We start from the raw sequence: 22,943 nt of genomic DNA, 5'->3' as shown, positions 1-22,943 counted from the left end.
TCTTCTTATAGTTCCTTAGAAAGTTTTGTTAACATTGCGCTGTGAGCTTTTGCATCAATTTCTTTTTCAAGAATTTTTTGTGCCCCCTCAACTGCTAGAGACGCTACTTGTGCTCGGAGCTCTTCTTTTGCCTTGTTAACTTCTTGGTCAATTTCAGATTTCGCGTTTGCAATAATACGGTCTGCATCAATTTTCGCATTTTGCTTGGCCTCTTCAACGATTTCACTTGCTCTTTTTTCAGCCTGTGAAACGATCTCAGATGACTTCTCTTTTGCTCCATCCAAAACTTCTGTGGTTTTTTTCTCAGCCATTTCAAGAGAGGCTTTACCTTCTCTGGCTGCTGCTAAACCATCAGCGATTTCTTTTTGTCTATTCTCAATTGCATTTAAAAGCGGTGGCCATACAAATTTAACCGTAAACCAGATTAAAATTGCAAAGGTCAGTGCTTGCGCAATTAAAGTAAAATGGATGTTCATTTGATCTCCAGATTAAATCTTAAATTAAACGCCAGGTGTTACGCCCATTGTTAAAGGATTAGCAAAAGCGAACATCATCACAATACCAACCGCAATAATAAATGAAGCATCAATCAAACCTAATAATAGGAATACTTTAGTTTGTAATTGTGAGATCATTTCTGGCTGTCTTGCTGCGCCGTCTAAGAAACTCGCACACATGATACCGATACCGATACAAGCACCAAGCGCTCCAAGACCAACCATAAGTCCAAGACCGATAGCTGTGTAAGATTGTACTGTTGCTAAAAATTGTAAAGCTTCCATTTAAATTCCCTTCAAAAAATTAGTGGCCCTCGTGAGCCATGGATAAATATACTACTGTGAGCATCATGAATACATATGCTTGAAGTGTCACAATCAGGATATGGAAAATTGCCCAACCTGCTCCTAATAAGACACTACCTGCGGTACCCGCAACTCCAGAAAAACCTGCAAGCATAGCGATCAATAGAAAGATCACCTCACCTGCATACATGTTTCCGAATAACCGCAATGAATGTGATAACGGTTTCGAAACATATTCGATTAAATTAAAAATAAAATTTGCTGGCCAAACAAATGGGCTTGATCCAAATGGGGCACAGAATAATTCATGAAGCCAACCACCCAAGCCTTTAACTTTAATGCCAAAGAAAATCATCAGGAACCAAACACCTAAAGCGAGGGCAAATGTGGTGTTAACATCAGCGGTTGGGACGTTTCTCCACTCGTGGATACCAAACCAACCTAAAATGGTGGCCATGATATCGATCGGAAGAAAGTCCATCGCGTTCATCATGAATACCCATAAAAATACTGTCATCGCCGCAGGTGCAACGAAGCTATGGCGGTCGCCATGAAAAGTGGCTTTAACTTGATTATCGATAAAGGTAAAAATTAATTCAACAAAGGCTTGTGTCTTGGTCGGTACATCCGAAGTTGCCTTTCTAGCAAACCACCAGATAAAGCCAATAGTAAGAACGCCTAGGATGATAGAAACAACAACTGAATCGAGATTTAAAGTCCAAAAAGGAGTATCGCCAATAGATAATTCATTAAATGCTAAGTGGTGACCAATGTATTCGTTTGGTGAGCCGTATGAATCTGCCATATATATTTTTATACCTATAAATTAACGGTTATCTAACTTCGAAATTGCCAGGCCCGACATTAGCGCTGAGATAATCAGACCTAACATCAATCCAAAGGGTATCAAATTCGAGTAGAATTTAAAGGAGAGCCACAACAGCAATATGATCACTCCCAATTTGACCAACTCTGCTTTCAATATATTGACTAAAACAGAGGAGGCGCTTAAACCTTTTGTTTTTAATTTAGCTAAAGGGGTAGAAATCACAATACCAACGATCACTGCGACAAAACCTAAAACAATTGAGAGTGCCAGTTCGATACTATATATATAGTAACTAAGAACAAACAAAATGCTCAGCACAGTAAACTGCCTGAGCAACATTTTTTTCAACTGTTTTGGGACGCCTTCAAGTTTTTCTATGAGGTTGTCTACTAAGCTCATTAAAAAGAAAAACGTTCCTTTAGAAAAAACAAAATTTTCTATGGATTTTGATGATTCGTCAAGTCTTACGAGCAATTATCTCTGGAAGTACTAAATATGCAATTATTTACTATTCATAGACCTACATATTGTATAAAATATTAAAATGCAAATACTTCCCCTTAAGTAATGAATAAATTCACCACTTTTGTTCGTTCGTTACCTAAAAACCCGCAATTTATTCGTTGGGCTGTGCGAATTCTTTTATTAGGCATGCTGTTTTCGGTGTTGGCCTATTTTTATGTAACCCAAATAATGCCAGATGAAGAAGTAGTTGAAGAAGAGGTCTCTTTATTACCAGAGATACAGCCAACCGAGCCCGTGAGCTTTGACTTACTGCCTGAAAACACCTTTACCGAGATCCCTGACCCCAGCCCAGTCAAGACAGTAGAGAAAAAACCACGACAAATCACTGAGGATGAGCGCATTGCAATGTCTACAGAGAATGAAAAAAGACAGCTCCTCAATAAACAGCTAGATGATATTGTTGAACATTCTGAACAAAAATATTCCGAACCAAAAACAAAGAAAGAGTCTGTACAAAAAATGGGTGAGAAGATTAAAGGTTTTGATGATCAGGGTGAGCTTTTTATCGAAGATGAAAAAAAACCTTACAACGCCTTTCAAAAAGATGGCTTTGTTATCATGTTAGGTCTAACTGCAGAATTTAATGATTTTCAAAATAATAATGTCGTGGCCGGAGGTATCAATGTGAACAGCGATAGTGAAAATGAAGTCGAGGCAGGAATAAATTTTAACGCCGCCTATCAAAAAAATATTAGTGATAATTTCAGTGTGTTGATCGGCCTAGAATTATCTCCACACATTGGACAAAAAACATCTCTCCAAAACTGGTTAGCCACCACCGACATCGAGCGAGATTACACAGTGAGTGCTCACTTACAACCTCAGCTACAAATTTCTGAAAACTCTGCTATCTCCTTTAAAACTGGACTTTCTAGGGCCAAGGTGGACATCAATAATCAATCTGTTTATTATGATGGATACGTGTTTGGTTTAGGTTATCGCCACCAACTCAAGACGAATCTATTCTGGTTTGGTGAATTCAATCAATACATCTTTTCTGATGAAAACACATCGGCCATGGTAGGCGGTGGTCTCCTCCAACAAGACCTGGATTTAGATTCTAGAAGTCTAAATTTAGGCCTTGGTTATCAATTTTAAAATTAAGCAAATCGAATCCATAACTTCCTGATTAATTGATCGAGCATGCCTCGAATTCCATCATGTCAATTTCCGGGAGGGTCTCTGTTCTATCTCATTGAGAATTTGTCCAGCGTCAGGGGAAGCACCACCCGCCCTTGCGAACATGCAAGTGAAAAAGAGGATTATGAAGGTAAAGCTATATCTAATACAGATCTTTCTTTACTTGTCAGTTCTATGATAGTTTATTTTTTTAATTTTTCAATCAAAACATCGAGTTGGTCTAGGTTGCGATAGCTTATGCGAATCTCTCCCGAATTATTTTTTTTGTTATTGATCTTCACCGAAAAACCGAGTTGGTCTGATAATTCATTTTCTATGGCCTGAACATCGGTATCTTTGGTCTGCTCTTTTTTTCTGTTACTCGGTTTTGCAAATGCCGATCGACTCTCACCATTGACCAAGACCTCTACTTCTCTTACCGATAAAGATTCCCTGGCAATCTTTTCACACAACATGATCTGTCGATCAGGATTTAAAGGGAGCAAGGCCCTGGCATGCCCCATCTCAATCTTTTTCTCAGCCAAGGCTTTTCTCACGTGCGGGGTCAGGTTTAATAATCTCAACAGATTTGATACCGCTACCCTTGATTTTCCTAAGGCATCGGCCGCCTGCTCGTGGGTCATTTCAAATTCATCAATCATGCGACGAATCCCGTTCGCCTCTTCAAGGGCAGACAAATCCTCACGCTGAATGTTTTCAATCAGTGCCATAGCCAAAGCACTTCGATCCGATATCTCCCTGATAATGACCGGCACTTCTTTAACTTTAGCTATTTGTGCCGCACGCCATCTTCTCTCGCCGGCAATGATTTCATAGCCATCATCCAACTGTCGGGCAATGATCGGTTGCATCAGACCCTGCTCGACAATCGATTCAGCTAACTCATTCAGGGCATCCTCATTCATAATAGAACGCGGTTGGTAGCGTCCCGGCATTAATTGGTCAATGTCTACCTGTTGAATACTTTCACCCACCACAGGTTCTAGTGATGACTTTTCCTCCACCTCAGATCCGAACAGAGCACTTAACCCCCGACCCAAACCTTTTTCTTTAGCCATTTCTTCGCTCCTCAATATGAATTATTTCTTTTGCTAGGTCGATGTATGCCTTAGCTCCTTTTGATGATTTATCATGTTCAATTGCAGACTTTCCAAAACTAGGTGCTTCTGCCACACGGATATTTCTTGGAATGATGGTCTTATAGACCTTGTTAGGGAAGTAGGAAGATAGCTGGTCAGAGACTTCTTTACTTAAGGTATTTCTTGAATCGTATATTGTTCTTAACAACCCTTCTATTTCAATATCCGGATTCATTTTTTGTTTGATACGCCTAATGGTATTTACAAGATCAGTGAGTCCCTCGAGTGCAAAGTATTCACATTGCATTGGGATGATCACGGATTTGGCTGCGGTTAATGCATTCAAGGTTAAAAGACCCAATGAGGGTGGGCAGTCCAACAGAATAAAGTCATAATTTTTTTGTAATTGTTGTAAGTTGTTTTTGAGGGCATTAACTCGCTGCTCCTTACCCACCAGCTCCAACTCTGCTGCGGCTAGATGTTGATTTGCTGGGATGACGTCATGATGTTTGCTTTCATGGATCACTGTATTGATGTCTGTCTCTCCCATGATGACTTCATAGATCGTCGCCTCGACTTCATTCTTCTCAACCCCCGATCCGGTGGTGGCATTGCCCTGCGGGTCAAGATCCACAAGCAACACCTTCTTGCCCTCCATACCAAGTCCCGTGGCCAGATTCAGAGTGGTGGTGGTTTTACCGACTCCGCCTTTTTGATTTGATACTGCAATAATTTTCATCATAATTTAAATATTGAGTGGTTACTTATATATTTTTACTAAACTTCTGCTGCCATCATAAAATGGAATTTTTAATGGGGTCACAGCCAATTTATTTTGATCTAAATTTTCCAATTCCATTTCATACCCGGGACCCTTCATGGCAAAAAATTGACCCGTTGTTTTTAATAAATGCTGGGTTAGATCCATCATCTTTTTTATGTCAGCAAATGCTCGGCTGATGACAATATCAACCGGGGTATCTAAACGTAGATTTTCTACCTTTTCATGATAGGTATTTACATTTGTCAGGCCTAACTTTCCCTTCAAATCATCTAAAAAAGAAATCTTTTTAGCCACCCCGTCCACTAAATGAAAAGTGATATCAGGATTGAAGATTGCCAGCACCATTCCTGGAAAACCGGCCCCTGTTCCGACATCAAGAACTTGCTGTGTACCCTGAATCTCATGATTCACACTCAAAGAATCCATAAAATGTTTCGTTATTACATCCTTCTCATCCGTTATCGATGTTAAATTAAACACCTTATTCCACTTAAGTAACTGATTTTTATAGGTTTCTAATAAATTAACCTGCTCATCTATAAAATCAATCTTAAGTTCCTTTAGCCCACTCTGTATCTGTAACTTCAAGTCCAACTAAGACGCCTTTTGCTTGGTCTTGTCTTGCTTTACAGCCAATTTTTTTAGATACACCACCAATAAAGCAATATTAGCCGGGGTAATTCCCGAAATTTTACTCGCCTGTTGAATATTTTCTGGCATCACATCTTTAAATTTTTGTATCGCCTCATTACTTAAGCCACTAATATCTTTAAAATTGATATTTTTGGGTATTTTCATGGCGTATTGAGACTGAATTTTTAAGATTTCGTCGGACTGGCGGCTAATATACCCCGAATATTTAGCACTAATTTCGGCTTGTTCGATAATTTGGTCATCGTAGTCCTGGTCCAGCTTCATAAAATCTTGTAATTTCTTCCAATTGACATTGGGGCGCTTGATCAGGTCATAAATACTGTACTCACGCTCTAATTGTTTCCCAAAAATACGTTGTTGATCATCCGTTGGAATCGCTTCTGGTTTAGTCACCGTTTTTTTCATGATATTCAAACAGGACTGGATCCCCTGATCTTTCTTCATAAATCGATCATATTGTGTTTGATTCACGACACCTAGATCATAACCAGCTGATGACAGTCTCTGATCGGCGTTATCTTCCCTCAAAAGAAGTCGGTATTCTGCTCGGCTGGTAAACATTCGGTAGGGCTCTGTCACCCCTCTCGTAATAAGATCGTCAATCATTACCCCGATGTAGGATTCTTCTCTTTTTGGACACCAAAAAGGTCTATTTTGGGCTTTTAGTGCCGCATTGATTCCCGCCACCAGGCCCTGGGCCGCCGCCTCTTCATAGCCTGTGGTGCCGTTAATTTGTCCAGCAAAGAAAAGACCCTCAATGGTTTTCGTCTGCAAGCTTGATTGCAAGTTCCTCGGGTCAAAATAGTTGTATTCAATTGCATAACCCGGCCTGGTGATGTACGCCTGTTCAAGCCCTTTGATGGAGCGGACCAGCTCATACTGAACATCAAAAGGAAGACTCGTGGATATGCCATTGGGATAAATTTCGTGCGTCGTTAGCCCCTCAGGCTCTAGAAAGATTTGGTGGGACTCCTTATCGGCAAAACGATGAATTTTATCTTCAATCGACGGGCAATATCGTGGACCCACGCCCTCAATTACTCCGGTATACATGGGTGATCGGTCTAAACCGGATCGGATAATGTTATGAGTTGCTGAATTGGTGTGGGTAATCCAACAAGAAATCTGTTCTGGGTGCTCTAATAAAGGTGATTGTAAGGAAAAATAGGGTGTTGGAGCATCTCCTGGCTGTTCTTCCATGACGCTATAATCAATCGACCGACCATCAATGCGTGGTGGCGTTCCCGTTTTTAATCGTCCCACCGGAAGATTTAATTGATTTAATCGGTGAGCCAGCGTTTTTGATGACGGATCACCCGCTCGACCCGCCTGATAATTCTTTAACCCAACATGCACAACACCATCTAGAAACGTTCCAGCGGTTAAGATCACTGATTTCGCATGAAAATGAATGCCTGACTCTGTCACAACACCTTGGACTTGATCCTCTTTTATGATCAGATCATCTACCGGTTGTTGAAAAATACTTAAATTGTCTTGATTCTCCAAGTGGTATTTGATTGCCCTGCGATATAGGACCCGGTCAGCCTGAGCCCTCGTTGCTCTCACGGCTGGGCCTTTACTCGCATTTAACATCCTAAAGTGAATGCCTGCTTGGTCAGCTGCCTTCGCCATCACACCGCCCAGCGCATCAATTTCTTTAACCAAGTGCCCCTTACCGATGCCACCAATGGATGGGTTGCATGACATTTGACCCAAGGTATCAATATTATGTGTAATCAGAAGGGTTTTTTGGCCCATGCGAGCAGCAGCAAGACTGGCTTCTGTTCCGGCATGGCCGCCACCAATGACAATGACATCATAATTTGAATCAAAATTATTCATAAACGTATTTTATAATGTTTTTAAGGTTTTGTTTTGTTTCACGTGAAACTATATAGTGCTGAGGTTAAAAGTTAGTGTTTCACGTGAAACACTATTTCCCAATACAAAAACGACTAAAAATTTCACCGAGAAGATCTTCTGTAGAAAACTCACCAGTAATGCCAGACATTTCTTTCTGAGCTAAGGTGAGTTCTTCAGCCACTAACTCAGGTTGATCGAGCTGATCAAGCGCAGTGATTAAATGATGACCAATCTGCTTTAAGGCTTCAAGATGTCGCTGCCTCGATGAAAATAACTGCTCATTGCCCTCTAAATGGTTTAAACCAAAAATTTGTAAAATTTGGTCCTCCAACAGATCTAAGCCGGTCCCACATTTAGCAGATATTGCTACCAGGGGTTGTCCAGCATAATCAGTGACTTGGGGTGGTTCATTATTGAGGTCAATTTTATTAAGGATCCAAATAACATTACACTCGTCCTGTAAGATGTTTTGCTTAAGGTAATCATCTGCATCATCTAAAGATTCTAAAAGAACTAACACCAGCGCAGAACGACCGATAATCTCCCTGGTCTTTTTTATACCTGCTTGTTCGACAATATCCTCAGTTTCTCTAATCCCTGCCGTATCCACAAAGCTTAGGGGTACCCCCTTTAAAGCAATAGAGGCTCTCACTGGGTCGCGAGTCGTTCCTGGGACATTGGTCACAATCGCCACTTCTTCTTGGGAAAATAAATTCATCAGCGTTGATTTACCAACATTAGGCTTACCTACTAAGCAGACCTGAAAACCATCCTGAATCATTTGGCCCTTGGCAGCAGTCTCTTTTAAAGCAACAATCGCCTGCTGAATGGATTGTATTTTTGACTTAATCTGTCCTTTTTCGATAAAATCTATCTCTTCTTCTGGAAAATCTAAACATGCTTCTATGTACATGCGAATATCGATGAGTTTTTTTAATAAGTCATTGATTTGTAATGAGAAATTTCCCTTTAAAGAATTTGCTGCATTAATCACCGCCGACTTGGTAGACGCATTAATGATATCCGCTACCGCTTCAGCCTGAGTTAAGTCTAGTTTGTTATTCAGGAACGCACGGTAAGTAAATTCACCAGGTTTGGCCATGCGGGCTCCCATAGATAGCGCTTCCTCCAACAAGGACTGCAGCAATGCTGGGCCGCCGTGCAATTGAAACTCGGCCACATCTTCACCCGTAAATGACTTGGGACCTTTAAAACCGATCAATAAACCCTTATCGAGTAATTGACCTTCATTAGAATAAAAGGAAGTGAAGTGAGCCCGATGAGAATCGATAGAATCTAGATGAGTAATTTGATGGGCGATAGTGAACGCATCAGGACCAGATATTCTAATAACACCCACGCCCCCCATGCCAGCGGCTGTCGCAATAGCGGCAATGGTTGAATCATCATTTACAAATGATGAATTAACCATTTCCTTTCTTCTTCATAGCCGTCGCATGAATCTGTTTATTCACATACCACTGTTGCATCATCGACAACACGTTGTTGATGAACCAATACAACACCAACCCAGCAGGGAAAAAGAAAAAGAAGATACTGAAGATAATGGGCATCATCATCATTAATCGGGCCTGAGTCGGATCCGTAGGTTTTGGATTCAGTTTTTGTTGTAAGAACATTGAAGCCGCCATTAGTATTGGCAAAATATACAATGGATCCTTCACTGAAAGGTCTGTAATCCAGCCAAAAAATGGAGCCTGCCTTAACTCAACCGCTCCTAACAACACCCAGTAGAGCGCAATAAATACCGGAATCTGAATCAGGATGGGGAGACAACCGCCTAGCGGGTTAATTTTCTCAGTTTTATAGAGCTCCATCATGGCCTGTTGCATTTTTTGTTTATCATCACCGAATTTTTCTTTCATACTCTGTAGCCTCGGTGCGACTTCTTTTAATTGAGCCATAGACCGGTAGCTTGAAGCAGATAGCGGGTAAAAGAAAATCTTAATGACTAGGGTTAATAAAATAATAGAAACGCCCCAGTTATGCACTAACTTCTGTATGCCTGATAACAATGAAAACAAAGGTGAGGCAATAAAGGTTAACCAACCATAATCTACGGTATACTCCATCCCAGGAGCGGCTTTAATTAATTGTTTTTTCAATTGGGGACCAGAATACAGAACCGAACTGACTTCCGCACTGGAACCCGCTTCTACCATTGCAAGCTTAGCTCGAACACCAGCAGAGGAGATGCCGTCTGTAAGGCGTTTGGTATAAAATTGTCTGGGAGAGTTGCCTGGGATGATCCATGCGCTAGCAAAGTATCTTTGGATGATTCCAATCCATCCATCGTTAGCATTCTGAGTAAAAGGTTTTTGATTGTCGATGTCATTGAAATCCATTTTTTTAAACTTACTCGCCTCTGTAAAATAGGATATGCCTGTAAAGGTCGGCATCAAGCCTGATTTTTCTGCGGATTTGTGATCGTGTAACAACTGATAATATATTTGAGGCTGTAAGGCAGCATCGCTTTTATTAGTAATCGAGGTGACCAACTTAATCTGGTAGTTATCGTTTGAAAAGATGTATGTCTTGACGACCTTAACTTCCTCATTTTCAAAGATGATAGGAACGCGGACTTCTTGATCGTTTGATTCGTATTGTAACTGGTCCGACTTAAACACATCCTTATGAGTGGGGAGGTTTTTACCAATCAAGCCGCTTTGGGCGATATATAGGAGAGGGTTCATTTCATCGTTCAGGATTTCATACAAACCGTCTTTGTTGTCGTTTTGAAAATTCACCAATTTTAGTTTTCTAATATCTCCACCGACCGTGTTAATTTCAGCCTCGTACAAAGATGTTTTCACCACTATTTTTTTATCATCCGCAAGCTGATATGCAGGGTTTTCGATATTGCTTGAATCGTAATCACCTGGCTGAAGATCACTAAGCTCAGCGTTACTGACAGCCAGCTCTGTTTGCAATTGTTTTTGTTGCCAAGAGTCCCACAACAACAACAATGAAAATGAAAAGACTACAAATAATATTAGACGTTTGGTTTCCATATTTTCCTAACTATATCTATGGTAATGGATCGGGGCCACCTCTATTCCATGGGTGGCACTTTAAAATTCTTTTTGCAGCTAAAAACAAAGCTATAAAAACATTGTATTTTTTTAAAGCCTCAATTGTATATTCAGAACATGACGGCGTAAACCTACATGAAGAAATAAAAAAAGGGCTAATCGCTCTTTGATAAATTCTAACCAAAAGGATAAAGAGATTATTTAGCATGCGTATTAATAAAGGTATGAATATCCTTTTTGACTATCGAATAGTCTTTTTTATGAAAGTTTTTCTTAACTTGAATAATTATGTCCAGCTTACTTGAATTATCAAACTGTCGAAAGACATCCCGAATCACTCTCTTCATGTAATTTCGTGCAACAGCTTTTTTATTGATTTTTTTGCCAACAATGAGACCGAACCGGTTGTATTCTAATTGGTTCGGTTTACGAAAAATGTTAATAAACTCACCACTAAAGCGCTTTCTTAAAATAAAAACGGATGAAAAATCATCCGCATTTGTCAATCGAGTAAGCGAGCTTACAATCAAAGATTAAAGACCTAACCTTGCTCGTCCTTTAGCTCTTCTTGAAGCGATAACAGATCTTCCGCCCTTAGTTTTCATTCTAACTAAAAAGCCATGTGTTCTTGCTCTTTTTACCTTAGAAGGCTGATATGTACGTTTCATGATGGTATTCCATAAAATTTAAATTGATCGCGAAATATACATAAATTTAATCAAAAAGTCAATTTATATAATTGTTATATTTGCATTTTGCCTGTGGATAACTTTTTACAAATCCGTTATCATTTCTATCCAAGAATAAAAAATTAAATATGAAAACAGAAGAGTTCTGGGAAATAGTTTCAACCCAATTAAAGAAAAAGTTAACCGCCCAACAATTCAAAACCTGGGTAAAACCTTTATCAATTCGAGAACAAGAAAATTCCTTGGAGATTGTAGCACCCAACCAGTTCATCCAACAGTGGGTTACTGATCGGTTCTCCAAAGAAATTATAGAAATTGGCAAAGAACATAAGATTAAAAATAAAATTTTATTTGTAACTGAAAAAGGCAAAAAAATTTCTAAACCAATCAACAAAGGTAAAGAAAAAAATGAGATAAAACCTAAAGTTGAGGACACAACACCAAAAGCAGTAATTAATAAAACAACTGGGCTTAATAAAAATCTTAATTTTGAAAATTTTGTCACAGGTCGAGCAAACCAGCTTGCCACAGCCGCAGCCAAACAAGTCTCAGAGCGTCCAGGAGAATCGTACAATCCCCTGTTTATATACGGAGGGGTAGGACTCGGCAAAACACACTTGCTGCAATCCATTGGAAATAAAGTTAAAGAAGAAAATAAAGATTTTAAAATTAAGTATTTACATGCTGAAAGATACGTCACAGATGTCGTAAAAGCTTATGAAGGTAAGACATTTGATCAGTTTAAAAAAAATTACCACTCGCTAGATCTTCTGTTAATTGATGATATCCAATTTATTGGTAAAAAAAATAGAACGCAAGAAGAATTCTTTTATGCATTTAACACACTGATCGAAAATAAAAAACAAATTATCATTACTTGTGATAGTTACCCAAAAGAGATTCAAGGGGTAGATGAAAGATTAAGGACTCGATTTAGTTGGGGTTTAACAGTAGCCATAGAGCCTCCAGAGTTAGAAATGAGAGTGGCTATATTATTGAAAAAAGCAGAAATTTCAAAAATAAACCTTCCTGAAGATGTTGCTTTTTTTATTGCAAAACAAATTCGATCCAATGTTAGAGAATTGGAAGGAGCGCTTAATAGAATTGTCGCATTATCTAACTTCACTAACTTACCAATTGACTTAAACCTTGCAAAAGAAGCATTAAAAGATCTCATTGCGGTTCGTGGAAGACAAGTTACGGTAGAAAATATTCAAAAGACAGTTGCTGATTATTATAAGATTAAAATTTCTGATATGGTGGGCAAAAAGAGATCAAGAAATTTTTCGAAACCAAGACAGGTTGCAATGACTTTAACAAGAGAATTGACTAATTTAAGCTATCCAGAAATTGGTAATTATTTTGGTGGGCGTCACCACACTACTGTTATGCATGCGTGTGAAGAAATTGAGGAACAAAGATTAAATAATCAATCTTTGGGACAAGATTTAGGCTTTTTAATGCAAGTATTAAGAGGATAAGGTTGTGGGTTAATTGTTGATTAAATGTGAACAATTGCCTGGTTTAAAAATTTAAATTTTTTGTCCACAATTTAACCACAATTAATCCATATTAAATCCACTGATTTATATCCGATATAACCCATTAAGAATCAGTTAACTGAATGTTCTTAACAGTTTTTTAATGTATTATTATTACTATTAAATATATAAATAATTTAAAAAAATGAATATAAGAATCAATCGTGAAGTTCTAATAAAACCATTAAGTAGTGTTGTGGGAATTGTAGAAAAAAGACAGGCGCTACCTATTCTTTCTAATTTGTTACTGGTAGGTAATGCAAACAAACTAACATTCACAGCAACAGATCTTGAAATGCAAACAAGTTTAAATATTGATACTAAAATTGAAACTGATTTTGAAATTACCATCTCAGCCCGAAAACTGTTTGATATTACAAGAGCACTTCCTGAAAACACTGAGCTGGATTTTCAGATTAATGAATCAAGAGTGAATGTTAAAGCAGGTAAAAGTAAATTTAATTTACAAACCCTTCCTTCAAAAGACTACCCTTTGTTGAAGAAAAATGATTCAGAAAGTGTGTCTGTAAAATTATCGCAAAATAAATTAAAAGGGTTATTAAAACAGGTTGATTTTGCAATGGCTCAGCAGGATATAAGATATTATTTAAATGGGTTGCTATTTGAGATTCAAGGCCAAAAATTAAACATAGTTGGTACTGATGGACATCGTCTTAGTTTTACATCAACGAAATTAGATGATAGTTACGAGAAGAAGGAAGTGATTATTCCAAGAAAAACGATTATGGAGTTAATTAAACTTCTGAATGACTCGGATGAGATTGTTGAGTTAGAAATTTTAAACCAACAAGTGACTTTTAAATTTGGTGATATTTTTATTATTACAAAAGTAATCGATGGTAAATTCCCAGACTACAACCGAGTAATCCCTGTAGGGTATGAAAATGGATTCCTTATTGAAAGACAAATGTTATTAAATGCGATGCAACGTGCATCAATTTTATCAAACGAAAAATATCGTGGTATTAGGTTGGTCCTCTCTGAAAATAATATGCAATTAATTACCACTAACAGTGAACAAGAGGAAGCACAAGAAGATATAGAGATTTCATATAACAAAGAAGCAATTGATATTGGGTTTAATGTCACTTACTTAATTGATGTGTTAAATAACATTCAATTTGACCAATTATCTTTTGCCTTTAAAGATTCTAATAGTAGTTGTCTGGTAACCATTCCAAACAATGATGATTATAAATACGTTGTAATGCCAATGAGGATTTAAATTGACTGAAGAAAACAAAGCTTATTCGTCGGATAGTATCAAGGTCTTAAAAGGCCTAGAAGCAGTTCGAAAAAGACCAGGGATGTATATTGGAGATACCTCTGATGGCAGTGGATTACATCATATGGTTTTTGAGGTGTTGGATAACGCTATCGATGAAGCATTAGCAGGTCATTGTGATGATATTAAAGTGATTATTCATCCAGATAATTCTGTGTCTGTACAAGATAATGGTCGAGGAATTCCAACCGACATTAAAGAAGACGATGAGGAAAAAAGGTCCGCAGCTGAAATAGTTATGACGGAGCTTCATGCTGGAGGAAAGTTTGATCAGAATTCATATAAAGTTTCTGGTGGACTTCATGGGGTGGGGGTGTCTGTTGTTAATGCATTGTCGGACTGGCTTAAATTAAAAGTTCATCGAAACAATAAGATTCATGAGATTGAATTTGCTAGAGGTGAAAGAAAAGAAAGTTTAAAAATCATAGGTGATACTGATAAAACGGGAACAGAGGTTCAGTTTCTACCATCAGTAAGCACCTTTACAGACATTAATTTTCATTTTGAGATATTAGCTAAAAGAATTAGAGAGCTATCATTTTTAAACAATGGTGTCAAAATTGAATTAATTGACCATCGCACAGGTAAATCAGAAAATTTCGCATTCTCAGGCGGCGTTACTGGGTTTGTAGAATATTTAAATAAAACCAAAACCACCATTCATAAAAATCCATTTTCCGCAGAAGGTGAAAAAGATGGAATCACGGTTGAAGTGAGTATGCAATGGAATGATTCATACGGTGAAAATGTTCAATGTTTTACAAACAACATTCCTCAAAGAGACGGTGGTACACACCTTACTGGTTTAAGAGGGGCAATGACTCGGACCATTAATACCTATATTGAATCTAATGATTTAGCAAAAAAAGCTAAAGTAGATACCACGGGTGATGACATGCGTGAAGGTTTAAGTTGCGTCTTATCAGTTAAGGTTCCTGAGCCTAAGTTCTCATCACAAACAAAAGATAAGCTTGTATCAAGTGAGGTTCAACCGGTTGTTCAAGATGTGGTTGCGAAAAAATTAACAGATTATTTATTAGAGCATCCTGCTGATGCTAAGATCATTTGTGGAAAAATTGTCGATGCGGCTCGTGCCAGAGAAGCAGCAAGAAAAGCACGAGATATGACGCGACGAAAAGGGGCAATGGATTCACTTGGTTTGCCTGGAAAATTAGCGGATTGTCAGGAAAAGGATCCTAGTTTAAGTGAGTTATATTTGGTCGAGGGTGACTCTGCTGGAGGCTCCGCTAAACAAGGTAGAGATAGAAAAAACCAAGCTATCCTTCCGTTAAAAGGAAAAATTTTAAATGTAGAAAAAGCTAGGTTAGATAAGTTATTATCATCCCAAGAAATTGCAACATTAATCACAGCCTTGGGAACCGGAATTGATAAAGATTTTAATCTTGAGAAGCTTAGATATCATCGCATCATCATCATGACTGATGCGGATGTTGATGGCGCTCACATTAGAACACTATTATTAACTTTCTTTTATCGTCAAATGCCACAGCTTGTTGAGAACGGTTATGTATATATTGCACAACCACCTCTCTTTAAAGTGAGGCAAAATAAAAAAGAACAATATTTGAAAGATGAGCAAGAATTAGAGCTATATTTAATTGAATCAGCTTTAGATGGCGCTGAACTAAAGATTGATAAAAATATTATATCAGGTGAATCTCTTGGTAACTTAGTAAGAGAAATGATACTAAATGATGCGGTTATTAGGCGCTTGGCTCATAGGTATGACTCTTCTATATTAAAAGCGATTTATTTGTGTGGTGATATTAATCTTGATTCTGAAGAGGCGACCCTATCATATGTTGAAAAATTAAAAATTTCTTCTTTGATAGAAAACATTAATTTTGATGTTAAGAAAAATCCTAATTCTGAGAAATTCATGATTGAAATTAATCAGTTTAGACATGGAAACTTGATCACATCAGTATTAGATGAAGAGTTTTTATTGTCAGGTGATTATAAACAAATTATCAAAACATCCTCATTAACTAAAGATTTAATTCAAGAAAAAGCTACTATTTCAAGAAATGATAAAGCTTTAGAAGTTGGTGAATTTAAAGAAGCGGTGGATTGGTTAATGTCTGAAGCAAAATCAGGGTTAAATATTCAACGCTATAAAGGTTTAGGTGAAATGAACCCTTCCCAATTATGGGAAACGACAATGGACCCATCCGTAAGAAGGTTGCTTCAAGTAAAAATCGAAGATGCAATATCTGCTGATCAGGTATTCTCCACACTTATGGGGGATCAGGTCGAACCAAGAAGAAACTTTATTGAATCAAACGCGCTTGGAGTTAATAACCTGGATATTTAATGACTTTAAGTGAACTTAAATTCATTGTTGCAGTAGCAAAAGAAAAAAATTTTCGTAGAGCTGCTGAAAAATGTTTTGTCAGTCAACCTGCACTAAGTCTAGCAATAAAAAAACTTGAAGAAGAACTCAAAATATCATTGTTCGAAAGAAATCGAACTAAAGTAAAAATTACACCCATTGGCGAAAAAATAATTAATCAAGCCATAATTGTTCTAGATGAAGCAAGCAAATTAAAAGATATATCTAACAAAGGCCAGGAACAATTAAATACACCATTAAAGGTAGGTTTGATTTATTCGGTGGCTCCATACTTATTACCCTTAATCATTCCAGTATTAAGAAAAAAAACACCTGAAATGCCTTTGGATGTAGAAGAGAATATAACCAAAAACTTAGAGGTTGCATTAAAGAATGGATCTATTGAGGCGGCAGTGATAGCTCTTCCATTCGAGATACCTGGCACTGAGTGTATTCCTTTGTATGATGAGGAATTTAATGTTGTTGTTCCAACAAATCATGCGTGGGCCAAGAAAAAAGAGATAGTGGCTAAAGACCTCTCAACAGAAAAGGTATTACTTTTAAATAATGAGCACTGTTTTAGTGAACAAGTAGTAGAGGCCTGTCCAGAGTTGTCAAAAAAAAGTGAAGTATTACAGGGAAACTCATTAGAAACGATTCGTAATATGGTGGCTTCAAATTTAGGCATTTCGGTTCTACCAAAAACAGCTACAGCAATTAATTATAACAATCCCTTGGTAAAAGTGATCCCTTTCAAAAAACCAGTGCCGTTTAGAAGAATAGCAATTGCTTACAGAAAGAGTACAGTAAGAATGGAAGCAATTGAAAAGTTTGTAATTGCATTAAAAGATATCAAATCAAATAATATCAAGATTTTTTGAGGTAAGAACGAATGATTATTGGTGTTCTAAACGAATTTGAGAAAAATGAAAACAGGGTCGCGATCAGTCCTGAAATTGTTAAAAAATTAAATGCAAATAAAATTAAAGTTTTTCTTGAACATGATTGTTTTACTCAAGCTGAGTTTTCTGAAAAGGATTTTATTGAGGCAGGCGCCCTAATCAAAACAAGAAAAGATATTTCAAACGAAGCAGATATTTTGTTAACGGTATCATTACCGACCAATAAAATATTAAAAGAACTAAAAAAAGGAATTGTGATTGGAAATTTAGGCTCTACAAAAGACTTCTCTTTTAAACACAACGCCTTCGATCTTTCTAAATTACCGAGAAATACACGTGCACAATCAATGGATGTTTTATCATCACAAGCAAATATTACGGGCTACAAATCTGTTTTATTAGCATTAGAGTTTTATAAAAAATTTATGCCGATGCTCATGACAGCTGCAGGAACTGTAAAACCAGCAAGGGTATTAATTTTGGGGGTTGGGGTTGCTGGACTACAAGCTATAGCGACAGCGAAAAGGTTAGGTGCAGTAGTAGAGGCATCGGATGTTCGACCTTCGGTTAAGGATCAAGTGGAATCTTTGGGGGCTAAATTTGTAAATGTTCCTTATGAAACGGATGAAGAAAAAGAAATCGCTGAAGGTAAGGGTGGTTATGCGCAGATGATGCCAAAATCTTGGTTGGATAGACAACGACAAATAATTTCAGAAACTATTAAAAAATCTGACATTGTTATTACAACGGCATTAGTTCAAGGAAAAAAACCACCTGTATTAGTTAATGAGGCTGATGTGCGATCAATGAAACCAGGATCTGTAATTGTTGATATTGCTGGCGGTAACTGCGAACTGACTGAGATTGATCAAGTAATCAATGTTGATGGAAAAACTATTGTGGGCTATCAGAACCTCCCATCAATGTTGGCGCATGACGCTTCAATTTTATATGCAAAAAATCTATTTAATTTTCTTGAATTAATTGTTGTAGACAATCAAATAAAAATTAACAAAGAGGATGAGCTTGTTAAAGCTTGTTTACAGAATTAGGAATTATTTATGGATGAAATCTTAACAATACAAAATATCACCATATTCGTTTTAGCTATTTTTGTTGGATTTCACGTGGTCTGGAATGTGACCCCAGCACTTCATACACCTCTAATGTCTGTTACGAATGCTATTTCTGGAATTGTTATTGTAGGCGCGATATTACAGGTGGTTGAAATTGATGGAGATATTTTTTCTTTCAGCAGCATCTTGGGCGCGATTGCAATTTTTTTTGCATCGATAAATATTTTTGGAGGGTTCATGGTCACGCAGAGAATGCTGGATATGTTTAAAAAGAAAGAAAGAAATAAACAATGACCACCTTGAATTTATCTTTGTATTTAATCTCAGCAATTTTAATTATTTTAGCATTGCGAGGTCTCTCTTCACCTCAATCGTCTAGAAGAGGAAATTATTACGGGATGCTTGGAATGACTATTGCTGTCATTACGACCCTCAGCATGAATTTAAATTATATTTTTTCACTTATAGCAATTTCTATCTTGGCAGGAGGAACAATAGGATTAGTTATTGCAAAAAAAGTCCATATGACCAAGATGCCGGAACTAGTTGCCCTAATGCATTCTTTTGTTGGGTTAGCAGCGATGCTGATCGCGTTTGCCTCAATCTATAACTATACGAATATCTACTCAACGACCCAAAGAGTTGAGTTATTTTTAGGGTCGTTTATTGGTGCAATTACCTTTACTGCATCCTTGGTAGCATTTGGAAAACTATCTGGAAAGTTCATTGCGAAGACAATAATATTTAAAGGACAACACCTATTAAATTTAACAATCTTTATACTAATGATCCTTTTTGGAATGGTCTTCTTTATTTATGAAAGCAATCTTGCCTTCATATTAATGAATTGTTGTGCATTGATTTTAGGCATCACACTTATAATTCCGATTGGTGGGGCTGATATGCCAGTGGTGGTGTCTATGTTAAACAGTTATTCTGGATGGGCGGCGGCTGGAATTGGATTTACGTTAAATAATTCTGTTCTTATTATTGCTGGAGCATGTGTAGGATCTTCAGGTGCAATATTGTCATACATTATGTGTAAATCAATGAACAGGTCGATCGTGTCAGTTTTACTTGGCGGTTTTGGATCAGATGTCGCGGTGGCATCAGCCACAGAAAATCAAAAACAACACAAATCTGGTTCTGCTGCGGACGTCGCATATCTTATGAGCTCATCCGAAAATATAATAATTATTCCTGGTTATGGGTTAGCTGTTGCTCGTGCCCAGCATGCACTGCAAGAGCTCACTAACAAATTATTAGAGAAAGAAATAAATGTTCGATATGCAATTCACCCAGTTGCTGGGAGGATGCCTGGACATATGAACGTCCTCTTAGCTGAAGCTGACGTACCTTATGATCAAGTCTTTGAGATGGAAGAAATTAATAATGATTTTTCTGATACAGATCTTGTATTTGTAATTGGTGCTAACGACGTAGTTAATCCAGCAGCAAAAAAACCTGGATCGGCTATTTATGGAATGCCAATATTAGAAGCACAGAAAGCAAAAACCATTATCGTTAATAAAAGAACTATGGGTGTCGGATATGCTGGTCTCGATAATGAGCTGTTTTATGATGATAAAACAATGATGTTTTTAGGTGATGCTAAAGATTGCGTAGAAGATTTAATTAAAGCTGTCGAAGAATTATAATTACTCTATGGAATTACTTTTATTGTCATTACTTCTGATCTTTTCTTTTGTGGTCGCACTCTATTCAATTATTTATGCTTTCAAGCAAATGGATCTAGAATCGAATACAACATCTCAAAAAAAAGATTTAAAACCAAAAGCTAAGCCAAAAACAAAATATAAGTCACAGTTTTTAAAGTCAGCAAAAAATATTGATTTGGATTTATAAGTTATTTAATCATTAATTTAATTAAGTAACCAATGATAGAAATAAAGCCAACAGAGAGCAACCAGATTAATATGAAAAAAAAAACTTTCTTCAATTAATGATAGCTTTCGTCAGGTTTGGTTTTGCCTCGAAATACCCAATATGTGAATGACGTATAGACTAAAATTATGGGCATAAAGATCAATACGCCGACTAATAAAAATTGCAAACTTTTTTTCGGTGCGGCAGCTTGCCATATATCCAGTGAAGGCGGGACGATATTGGGATAGATGCTGATCATCAACCCAATAAACGATAACAAAAATAAAATAATACTCCAAACAAATGGCTGTAAATCATTATTTTTGATTAACGCACGAAAGCAACATACAGTTGAGATTGCAACTAAAAGAGGCACTGGTAGAACATATAATATACGCGGATAGCTAAACCATTTTTCAAAGTATTCTGGATGTAAGTAAGGTGTCCACAGACTCACGATAAGAATCATTATCAAAGTCAAAATAAAAAAACGTTTACCTAACATTTGCATATGTCGTTTGGTTTTATTTTCAGTTTTATAAATCAACCAAGTTGATCCTAAAAGCCCATAACCAAAAACTAAGGCGATGCCCGTGAAAATAGAAAAGGGTGATAACCAATGCCACCAGTCACCATTAAATGCTCGACCCTCCATAGGAATACCTTGAATAAATGCTCCTAGTGCCACACCTTGAAAAAAAGTAGCACCGATTGAACCAATGATAAAAGCTTTATCCCATATTTGAGTTTTACTTTTATCCTTCCATCTAAATTCAAAAGCAACCCCTCTTAAAATTAAACCAATGAGCATAGCGGTTAGCGGAACATATAGTGCTGGTAGAACGACGCTGTATGCTAATGGAAATGCTGCAAATAAACCACCTCCTCCTAAAATAAGCCAGGTTTCATTACCATCCCATACCGGAGCAACGGTATTCATTGCGATATCTCTTTCCCATTTGGATCCGATAAAGGGGTAATTAATTCCAATACCTAAATCAAAACCATCGAGGACGACATATGCAAAGATAGCAAAGCTTAAAATAATGGCCCAAATCAGTTCGATACTCATGCTTTATCAAATAACTTTAATGAAACGCCCAAAGAGCCAACTTTTTTGGTTGCATCTTTATCTTGTTCGGGGTTAATAGAAAACTGCTTAAAAATATAATAAGTACCAGCGCCAAAGACGAGAAAATAAATCACAATAAATACCAAAAGGGAAGTTGCTACTGCAGGTGCATCAATCGGTGACACTGAATCCACGGTTCTTAATACACCATAAACTGTGAATGGTTGTCTTCCCACTTCAGTGGTTACCCATCCAGCTATGACGGCAATAAATCCAGCTGGGCCCATAAGCAGACATATTTGGTGAAACAACCTAGTTGAATAAAACAGGTTTTTAAATCTTAAGAAAAGGCTCCATAAACCCAAAGCTATCATAGCCATGCCAATACCAACCATAATTCGAAATGACCAGAAGATGATCTCAGCAGGTGGAATCTCATCGGCAGGAAAATCTCTAAGGCCTTTGATTTCTGCATCAAAATCATGCTTTAAAATCATGCTTCCTAATTTTGGAATCTCAACAATGGAATTAATTTCCATGGCATCATCATCAGGTATGCCGAATAAAATTAATGGAGCCCCCTTCTTGGTTTCATAATGGCCCTCCATCGCAGCAATTTTTGCGGGCTGATATTCCAATGTATTGAGTCCATGCATATCTCCTGCAACTAATTGCAATGGGGCAACGATAGCAGCCATCCACATAGCCATGGAAAGCATGGTGCGTGCGCATAAATTTTTATTGTTCTTTAAAAGATGCCATGCACCAACGGCTCCTACAACAAACGCGGTGGTTAAGTACGCAGCCATCAGCATGTGCACTAGTCGATATGGAAAAGAAGGATTAAAAATAATTTGAATCCAATCCTCAGGCACAAACTGCCCGACCTCATTGATGCTAAAACCTGCTGGGGTATGCATCCAACTATTAACAGATAAGATCCAGAACGCTGAAAAAAATGTTCCAAAGGCCACCATGAGAGTGGCAAAGAAGTGAAGTTGTTTGCCGACCTTGTTCATGCCAAATAACATAATGCCTAGGAAACCTGCTTCTAAGAAGAAAGCGGACAAGACCTCATAACCCATTAATGGCCCAAGGACCGGTCCGGTTTTATCTGAAAATACTGACCAATTGGTTCCAAATTGATAACTCATGACAATGCCAGAAACAACGCCCATACCAAATGCGATGGCGAATATCTTTAACCAATAATTAAATATATTTAAATAACGATCTTCTTTTTTCCATAACCAAAGCCCTTCGAGAACGGCAAGGTAGGATGCGAGACCAATGGTAAAAGCAGGAAAAATAATGTGGAAACTGACCACAAAGGCAAACTGGAAACGGGCTAAATCAATGGCTTCAAACATAAGCAAGATTATAT

The 22,943-nt window shown here is 37.5% G+C and carries 24 protein-coding genes; 10 read left to right on the top strand and 14 right to left on the bottom strand.

Annotated features, from left to right (window positions below; translation table 11 throughout):
- Nucleotides 1-5: 5 nt before the first annotated feature.
- The 4 genes from UZ34_06825 to UZ34_06810 are packed head-to-tail and all read right to left on the bottom strand — an operon-like array spanning nucleotide 6 to nucleotide 2,031.
- Nucleotides 6-476 carry an ATP synthase subunit B gene (locus UZ34_06825; GenBank protein AKO65048.1) on the bottom strand — a complete coding sequence of 157 codons (471 nt, stop codon included), beginning with the start codon at nucleotides 474-476 and terminating at the stop codon, nucleotides 6-8.
- Nucleotides 477-500: 24 nt separating this feature from the next.
- Nucleotides 501-782: an ATP F0F1 synthase subunit C gene (locus tag UZ34_06820; GenBank protein AKO65047.1), complete on the bottom strand. Its 282-nt coding sequence runs from the start codon at nucleotides 780-782 to the stop codon at nucleotides 501-503.
- Between the two features lie 19 nt (nucleotides 783-801).
- Nucleotides 802-1,608: an ATP synthase F0F1 subunit A gene (locus UZ34_06815; GenBank protein ID AKO65046.1), complete on the bottom strand. Its 807-nt coding sequence runs from the start codon at nucleotides 1,606-1,608 to the stop codon at nucleotides 802-804.
- A gap of 21 nt (nucleotides 1,609-1,629) precedes the next feature.
- Nucleotides 1,630-2,031 carry a hypothetical protein gene (locus UZ34_06810; GenBank protein AKO65045.1) on the bottom strand — a complete coding sequence of 134 codons (402 nt, stop codon included), beginning with the start codon at nucleotides 2,029-2,031 and terminating at the stop codon, nucleotides 1,630-1,632.
- A gap of 168 nt (nucleotides 2,032-2,199) precedes the next feature.
- On the opposite strand from UZ34_06810, the gene UZ34_06805 reads away from it, so the two are divergent.
- Complete coding sequence (locus tag UZ34_06805; protein AKO65044.1) at nucleotides 2,200-3,255, top strand: hypothetical protein; 1,056 nt, start codon at nucleotides 2,200-2,202, stop codon at nucleotides 3,253-3,255.
- Nucleotides 3,256-3,479: 224 nt separating this feature from the next.
- On the opposite strand, the gene UZ34_06800 is transcribed toward UZ34_06805, so the two are convergent.
- From UZ34_06800 to UZ34_06775, 6 genes are all read right to left on the bottom strand, one after another.
- On the bottom strand, nucleotides 3,480-4,355 hold the full coding sequence (locus UZ34_06800; GenBank protein AKO65043.1) for a chromosome partitioning protein ParB: 876 nt from the start codon (nucleotides 4,353-4,355) through the stop codon (nucleotides 3,480-3,482).
- Entirely contained in the window at nucleotides 4,348-5,118 is a 771-nt protein-coding gene (locus UZ34_06795; GenBank protein AKO65042.1) for a chromosome partitioning protein, read from the bottom strand. Before UZ34_06795 ends, UZ34_06800 begins: the two co-directional genes overlap by 8 nt.
- Before the next feature lie 18 nt (nucleotides 5,119-5,136).
- Nucleotides 5,137-5,748 (bottom strand): hypothetical protein, encoded by a 612-nt coding sequence (locus UZ34_06790; protein ID AKO65191.1) that lies wholly within the window; start codon nucleotides 5,746-5,748, stop codon nucleotides 5,137-5,139.
- A 6-nt stretch (nucleotides 5,749-5,754) separates the two neighbouring features.
- The gene (gidA, locus tag UZ34_06785) at nucleotides 5,755-7,659 is read right to left on the bottom strand and encodes a tRNA uridine 5-carboxymethylaminomethyl modification protein (protein ID AKO65041.1); all 1,905 of its coding nucleotides are present in this window, start codon (nucleotides 7,657-7,659) and stop codon (nucleotides 5,755-5,757) included.
- A 91-nt stretch (nucleotides 7,660-7,750) separates the two neighbouring features.
- Nucleotides 7,751-9,112, bottom strand: a complete 1,362-nt coding sequence (locus UZ34_06780) for a hypothetical protein (GenBank protein AKO65040.1) — start codon at nucleotides 9,110-9,112, stop codon at nucleotides 7,751-7,753.
- On the bottom strand, nucleotides 9,105-10,712 hold the full coding sequence (locus UZ34_06775) for an insertase (protein AKO65039.1): 1,608 nt from the start codon (nucleotides 10,710-10,712) through the stop codon (nucleotides 9,105-9,107). Before UZ34_06775 ends, UZ34_06780 begins: the two co-directional genes overlap by 8 nt.
- Here UZ34_06775 and UZ34_06770 point away from each other — a divergent pair.
- Nucleotides 10,673-10,903, top strand: a complete 231-nt coding sequence (locus UZ34_06770) for a hypothetical protein (GenBank protein ID AKO65038.1) — start codon at nucleotides 10,673-10,675, stop codon at nucleotides 10,901-10,903. The two genes, UZ34_06775 and UZ34_06770, sit on opposite strands and share 40 nt — an antisense overlap.
- A gap of 27 nt (nucleotides 10,904-10,930) precedes the next feature.
- On the opposite strand, the gene UZ34_06765 is transcribed toward UZ34_06770, so the two are convergent.
- Nucleotides 10,931-11,263, bottom strand: coding sequence for a hypothetical protein (locus UZ34_06765; protein AKO65037.1), 333 nt, complete (start codon nucleotides 11,261-11,263; stop codon nucleotides 10,931-10,933).
- A gap of 3 nt (nucleotides 11,264-11,266) precedes the next feature.
- The gene (locus UZ34_06760) at nucleotides 11,267-11,401 is read right to left on the bottom strand and encodes a 50S ribosomal protein L34 (protein AKO65036.1); all 135 of its coding nucleotides are present in this window, start codon (nucleotides 11,399-11,401) and stop codon (nucleotides 11,267-11,269) included.
- Nucleotides 11,402-11,550: 149 nt separating this feature from the next.
- Here UZ34_06760 and UZ34_06755 point away from each other — a divergent pair, with 149 nt between their 5' ends.
- From UZ34_06755 to UZ34_06720, 8 genes are all read left to right on the top strand, one after another.
- Nucleotides 11,551-12,903, top strand: coding sequence for a chromosomal replication initiator protein DnaA (locus UZ34_06755; protein AKO65035.1), 1,353 nt, complete (start codon nucleotides 11,551-11,553; stop codon nucleotides 12,901-12,903).
- A gap of 205 nt (nucleotides 12,904-13,108) precedes the next feature.
- Nucleotides 13,109-14,209, top strand: coding sequence for a DNA polymerase III subunit beta (locus UZ34_06750; GenBank protein AKO65034.1), 1,101 nt, complete (start codon nucleotides 13,109-13,111; stop codon nucleotides 14,207-14,209).
- Nucleotide 14,210: 1 nt separating this feature from the next.
- The gene (gene gyrB, locus UZ34_06745) at nucleotides 14,211-16,604 is read left to right on the top strand and encodes a DNA gyrase subunit B (GenBank protein AKO65033.1); all 2,394 of its coding nucleotides are present in this window, start codon (nucleotides 14,211-14,213) and stop codon (nucleotides 16,602-16,604) included.
- Nucleotides 16,604-17,503 carry a LysR family transcriptional regulator gene (locus UZ34_06740; protein ID AKO65032.1) on the top strand — a complete coding sequence of 300 codons (900 nt, stop codon included), beginning with the start codon at nucleotides 16,604-16,606 and terminating at the stop codon, nucleotides 17,501-17,503. Before gyrB ends, UZ34_06740 begins: the two co-directional genes overlap by 1 nt.
- Nucleotides 17,504-17,514: 11 nt before the next feature.
- On the top strand, nucleotides 17,515-18,576 hold the full coding sequence (locus UZ34_06735; GenBank protein ID AKO65031.1) for an NAD(P) transhydrogenase subunit alpha: 1,062 nt from the start codon (nucleotides 17,515-17,517) through the stop codon (nucleotides 18,574-18,576).
- 9 nt (nucleotides 18,577-18,585) lie between these two features.
- Nucleotides 18,586-18,894 carry a pyridine nucleotide transhydrogenase gene (locus tag UZ34_06730; GenBank protein ID AKO65030.1) on the top strand — a complete coding sequence of 103 codons (309 nt, stop codon included), beginning with the start codon at nucleotides 18,586-18,588 and terminating at the stop codon, nucleotides 18,892-18,894.
- Complete coding sequence (locus UZ34_06725) at nucleotides 18,891-20,258, top strand: NAD synthetase (GenBank protein ID AKO65029.1); 1,368 nt, start codon at nucleotides 18,891-18,893, stop codon at nucleotides 20,256-20,258. Before UZ34_06730 ends, UZ34_06725 begins: the two co-directional genes overlap by 4 nt.
- Before the next feature lie 7 nt (nucleotides 20,259-20,265).
- Nucleotides 20,266-20,466 carry a hypothetical protein gene (locus UZ34_06720; GenBank protein AKO65028.1) on the top strand — a complete coding sequence of 67 codons (201 nt, stop codon included), beginning with the start codon at nucleotides 20,266-20,268 and terminating at the stop codon, nucleotides 20,464-20,466.
- Between the two features lie 94 nt (nucleotides 20,467-20,560).
- On the opposite strand, the gene UZ34_06715 is transcribed toward UZ34_06720, so the two are convergent.
- Complete coding sequence (locus UZ34_06715; GenBank protein AKO65027.1) at nucleotides 20,561-21,559, bottom strand: ubiquinol oxidase subunit II; 999 nt, start codon at nucleotides 21,557-21,559, stop codon at nucleotides 20,561-20,563.
- Entirely contained in the window at nucleotides 21,556-22,929 is a 1,374-nt protein-coding gene (locus tag UZ34_06710; protein AKO65026.1) for a cytochrome D ubiquinol oxidase subunit I, read from the bottom strand. The genes UZ34_06715 and UZ34_06710 overlap by 4 nt, the downstream gene beginning before the upstream one ends.
- Nucleotides 22,930-22,943 lie beyond the last annotated feature (14 nt).

The organism is Methylophilales bacterium MBRSF5, from assembly GCA_001044335.1.
Taxonomy (GTDB): Bacteria; Pseudomonadota; Gammaproteobacteria; order Burkholderiales; family Methylophilaceae; genus BACL14.
Note: the sequence above shows the minus strand (reverse complement) of the source record. Positions and strands in the feature narration are given on the sequence as shown.

What these genes read in the sequence shown, in the direction of transcription:
- UZ34_06735 (AKO65031.1), top strand. Translation starts at nt 17,515, where the DNA reads ATGATTATTGGTGTTCTAAACGAATTTGAGAAAAATGAAAACAGGGTC.
- UZ34_06815 (AKO65046.1), bottom strand. Translation starts at nt 1,608, where the DNA reads ATGGCAGATTCATACGGCTCACCAAACGAATACATTGGTCACCACTTA.
- UZ34_06750 (AKO65034.1), top strand. Translation starts at nt 13,109, where the DNA reads ATGAATATAAGAATCAATCGTGAAGTTCTAATAAAACCATTAAGTAGT.
- UZ34_06710 (AKO65026.1), bottom strand. Translation starts at nt 22,929, where the DNA reads ATGTTTGAAGCCATTGATTTAGCCCGTTTCCAGTTTGCCTTTGTGGTC.
- UZ34_06755 (AKO65035.1), top strand. Translation starts at nt 11,551, where the DNA reads ATGAAAACAGAAGAGTTCTGGGAAATAGTTTCAACCCAATTAAAGAAA.
- UZ34_06770 (AKO65038.1), top strand. Translation starts at nt 10,673, where the DNA reads ATGAAAAGACTACAAATAATATTAGACGTTTGGTTTCCATATTTTCCT.
- UZ34_06800 (AKO65043.1), bottom strand. Translation starts at nt 4,355, where the DNA reads ATGGCTAAAGAAAAAGGTTTGGGTCGGGGGTTAAGTGCTCTGTTCGGA.
- UZ34_06725 (AKO65029.1), top strand. Translation starts at nt 18,891, where the DNA reads ATGACCACCTTGAATTTATCTTTGTATTTAATCTCAGCAATTTTAATT.
- UZ34_06740 (AKO65032.1), top strand. Translation starts at nt 16,604, where the DNA reads ATGACTTTAAGTGAACTTAAATTCATTGTTGCAGTAGCAAAAGAAAAA.
- UZ34_06795 (AKO65042.1), bottom strand. Translation starts at nt 5,118, where the DNA reads ATGATGAAAATTATTGCAGTATCAAATCAAAAAGGCGGAGTCGGTAAA.
- gidA (AKO65041.1), bottom strand. Translation starts at nt 7,659, where the DNA reads ATGAATAATTTTGATTCAAATTATGATGTCATTGTCATTGGTGGCGGC.
- UZ34_06730 (AKO65030.1), top strand. Translation starts at nt 18,586, where the DNA reads ATGGATGAAATCTTAACAATACAAAATATCACCATATTCGTTTTAGCT.
- UZ34_06780 (AKO65040.1), bottom strand. Translation starts at nt 9,112, where the DNA reads ATGGTTAATTCATCATTTGTAAATGATGATTCAACCATTGCCGCTATT.
- UZ34_06805 (AKO65044.1), top strand. Translation starts at nt 2,200, where the DNA reads ATGAATAAATTCACCACTTTTGTTCGTTCGTTACCTAAAAACCCGCAA.
- UZ34_06720 (AKO65028.1), top strand. Translation starts at nt 20,266, where the DNA reads ATGGAATTACTTTTATTGTCATTACTTCTGATCTTTTCTTTTGTGGTC.
- UZ34_06715 (AKO65027.1), bottom strand. Translation starts at nt 21,559, where the DNA reads ATGAGTATCGAACTGATTTGGGCCATTATTTTAAGCTTTGCTATCTTT.
- UZ34_06810 (AKO65045.1), bottom strand. Translation starts at nt 2,031, where the DNA reads ATGAGCTTAGTAGACAACCTCATAGAAAAACTTGAAGGCGTCCCAAAA.
- UZ34_06820 (AKO65047.1), bottom strand. Translation starts at nt 782, where the DNA reads ATGGAAGCTTTACAATTTTTAGCAACAGTACAATCTTACACAGCTATC.
- UZ34_06825 (AKO65048.1), bottom strand. Translation starts at nt 476, where the DNA reads ATGAACATCCATTTTACTTTAATTGCGCAAGCACTGACCTTTGCAATT.
- UZ34_06775 (AKO65039.1), bottom strand. Translation starts at nt 10,712, where the DNA reads ATGGAAACCAAACGTCTAATATTATTTGTAGTCTTTTCATTTTCATTG.
- UZ34_06760 (AKO65036.1), bottom strand. Translation starts at nt 11,401, where the DNA reads ATGAAACGTACATATCAGCCTTCTAAGGTAAAAAGAGCAAGAACACAT.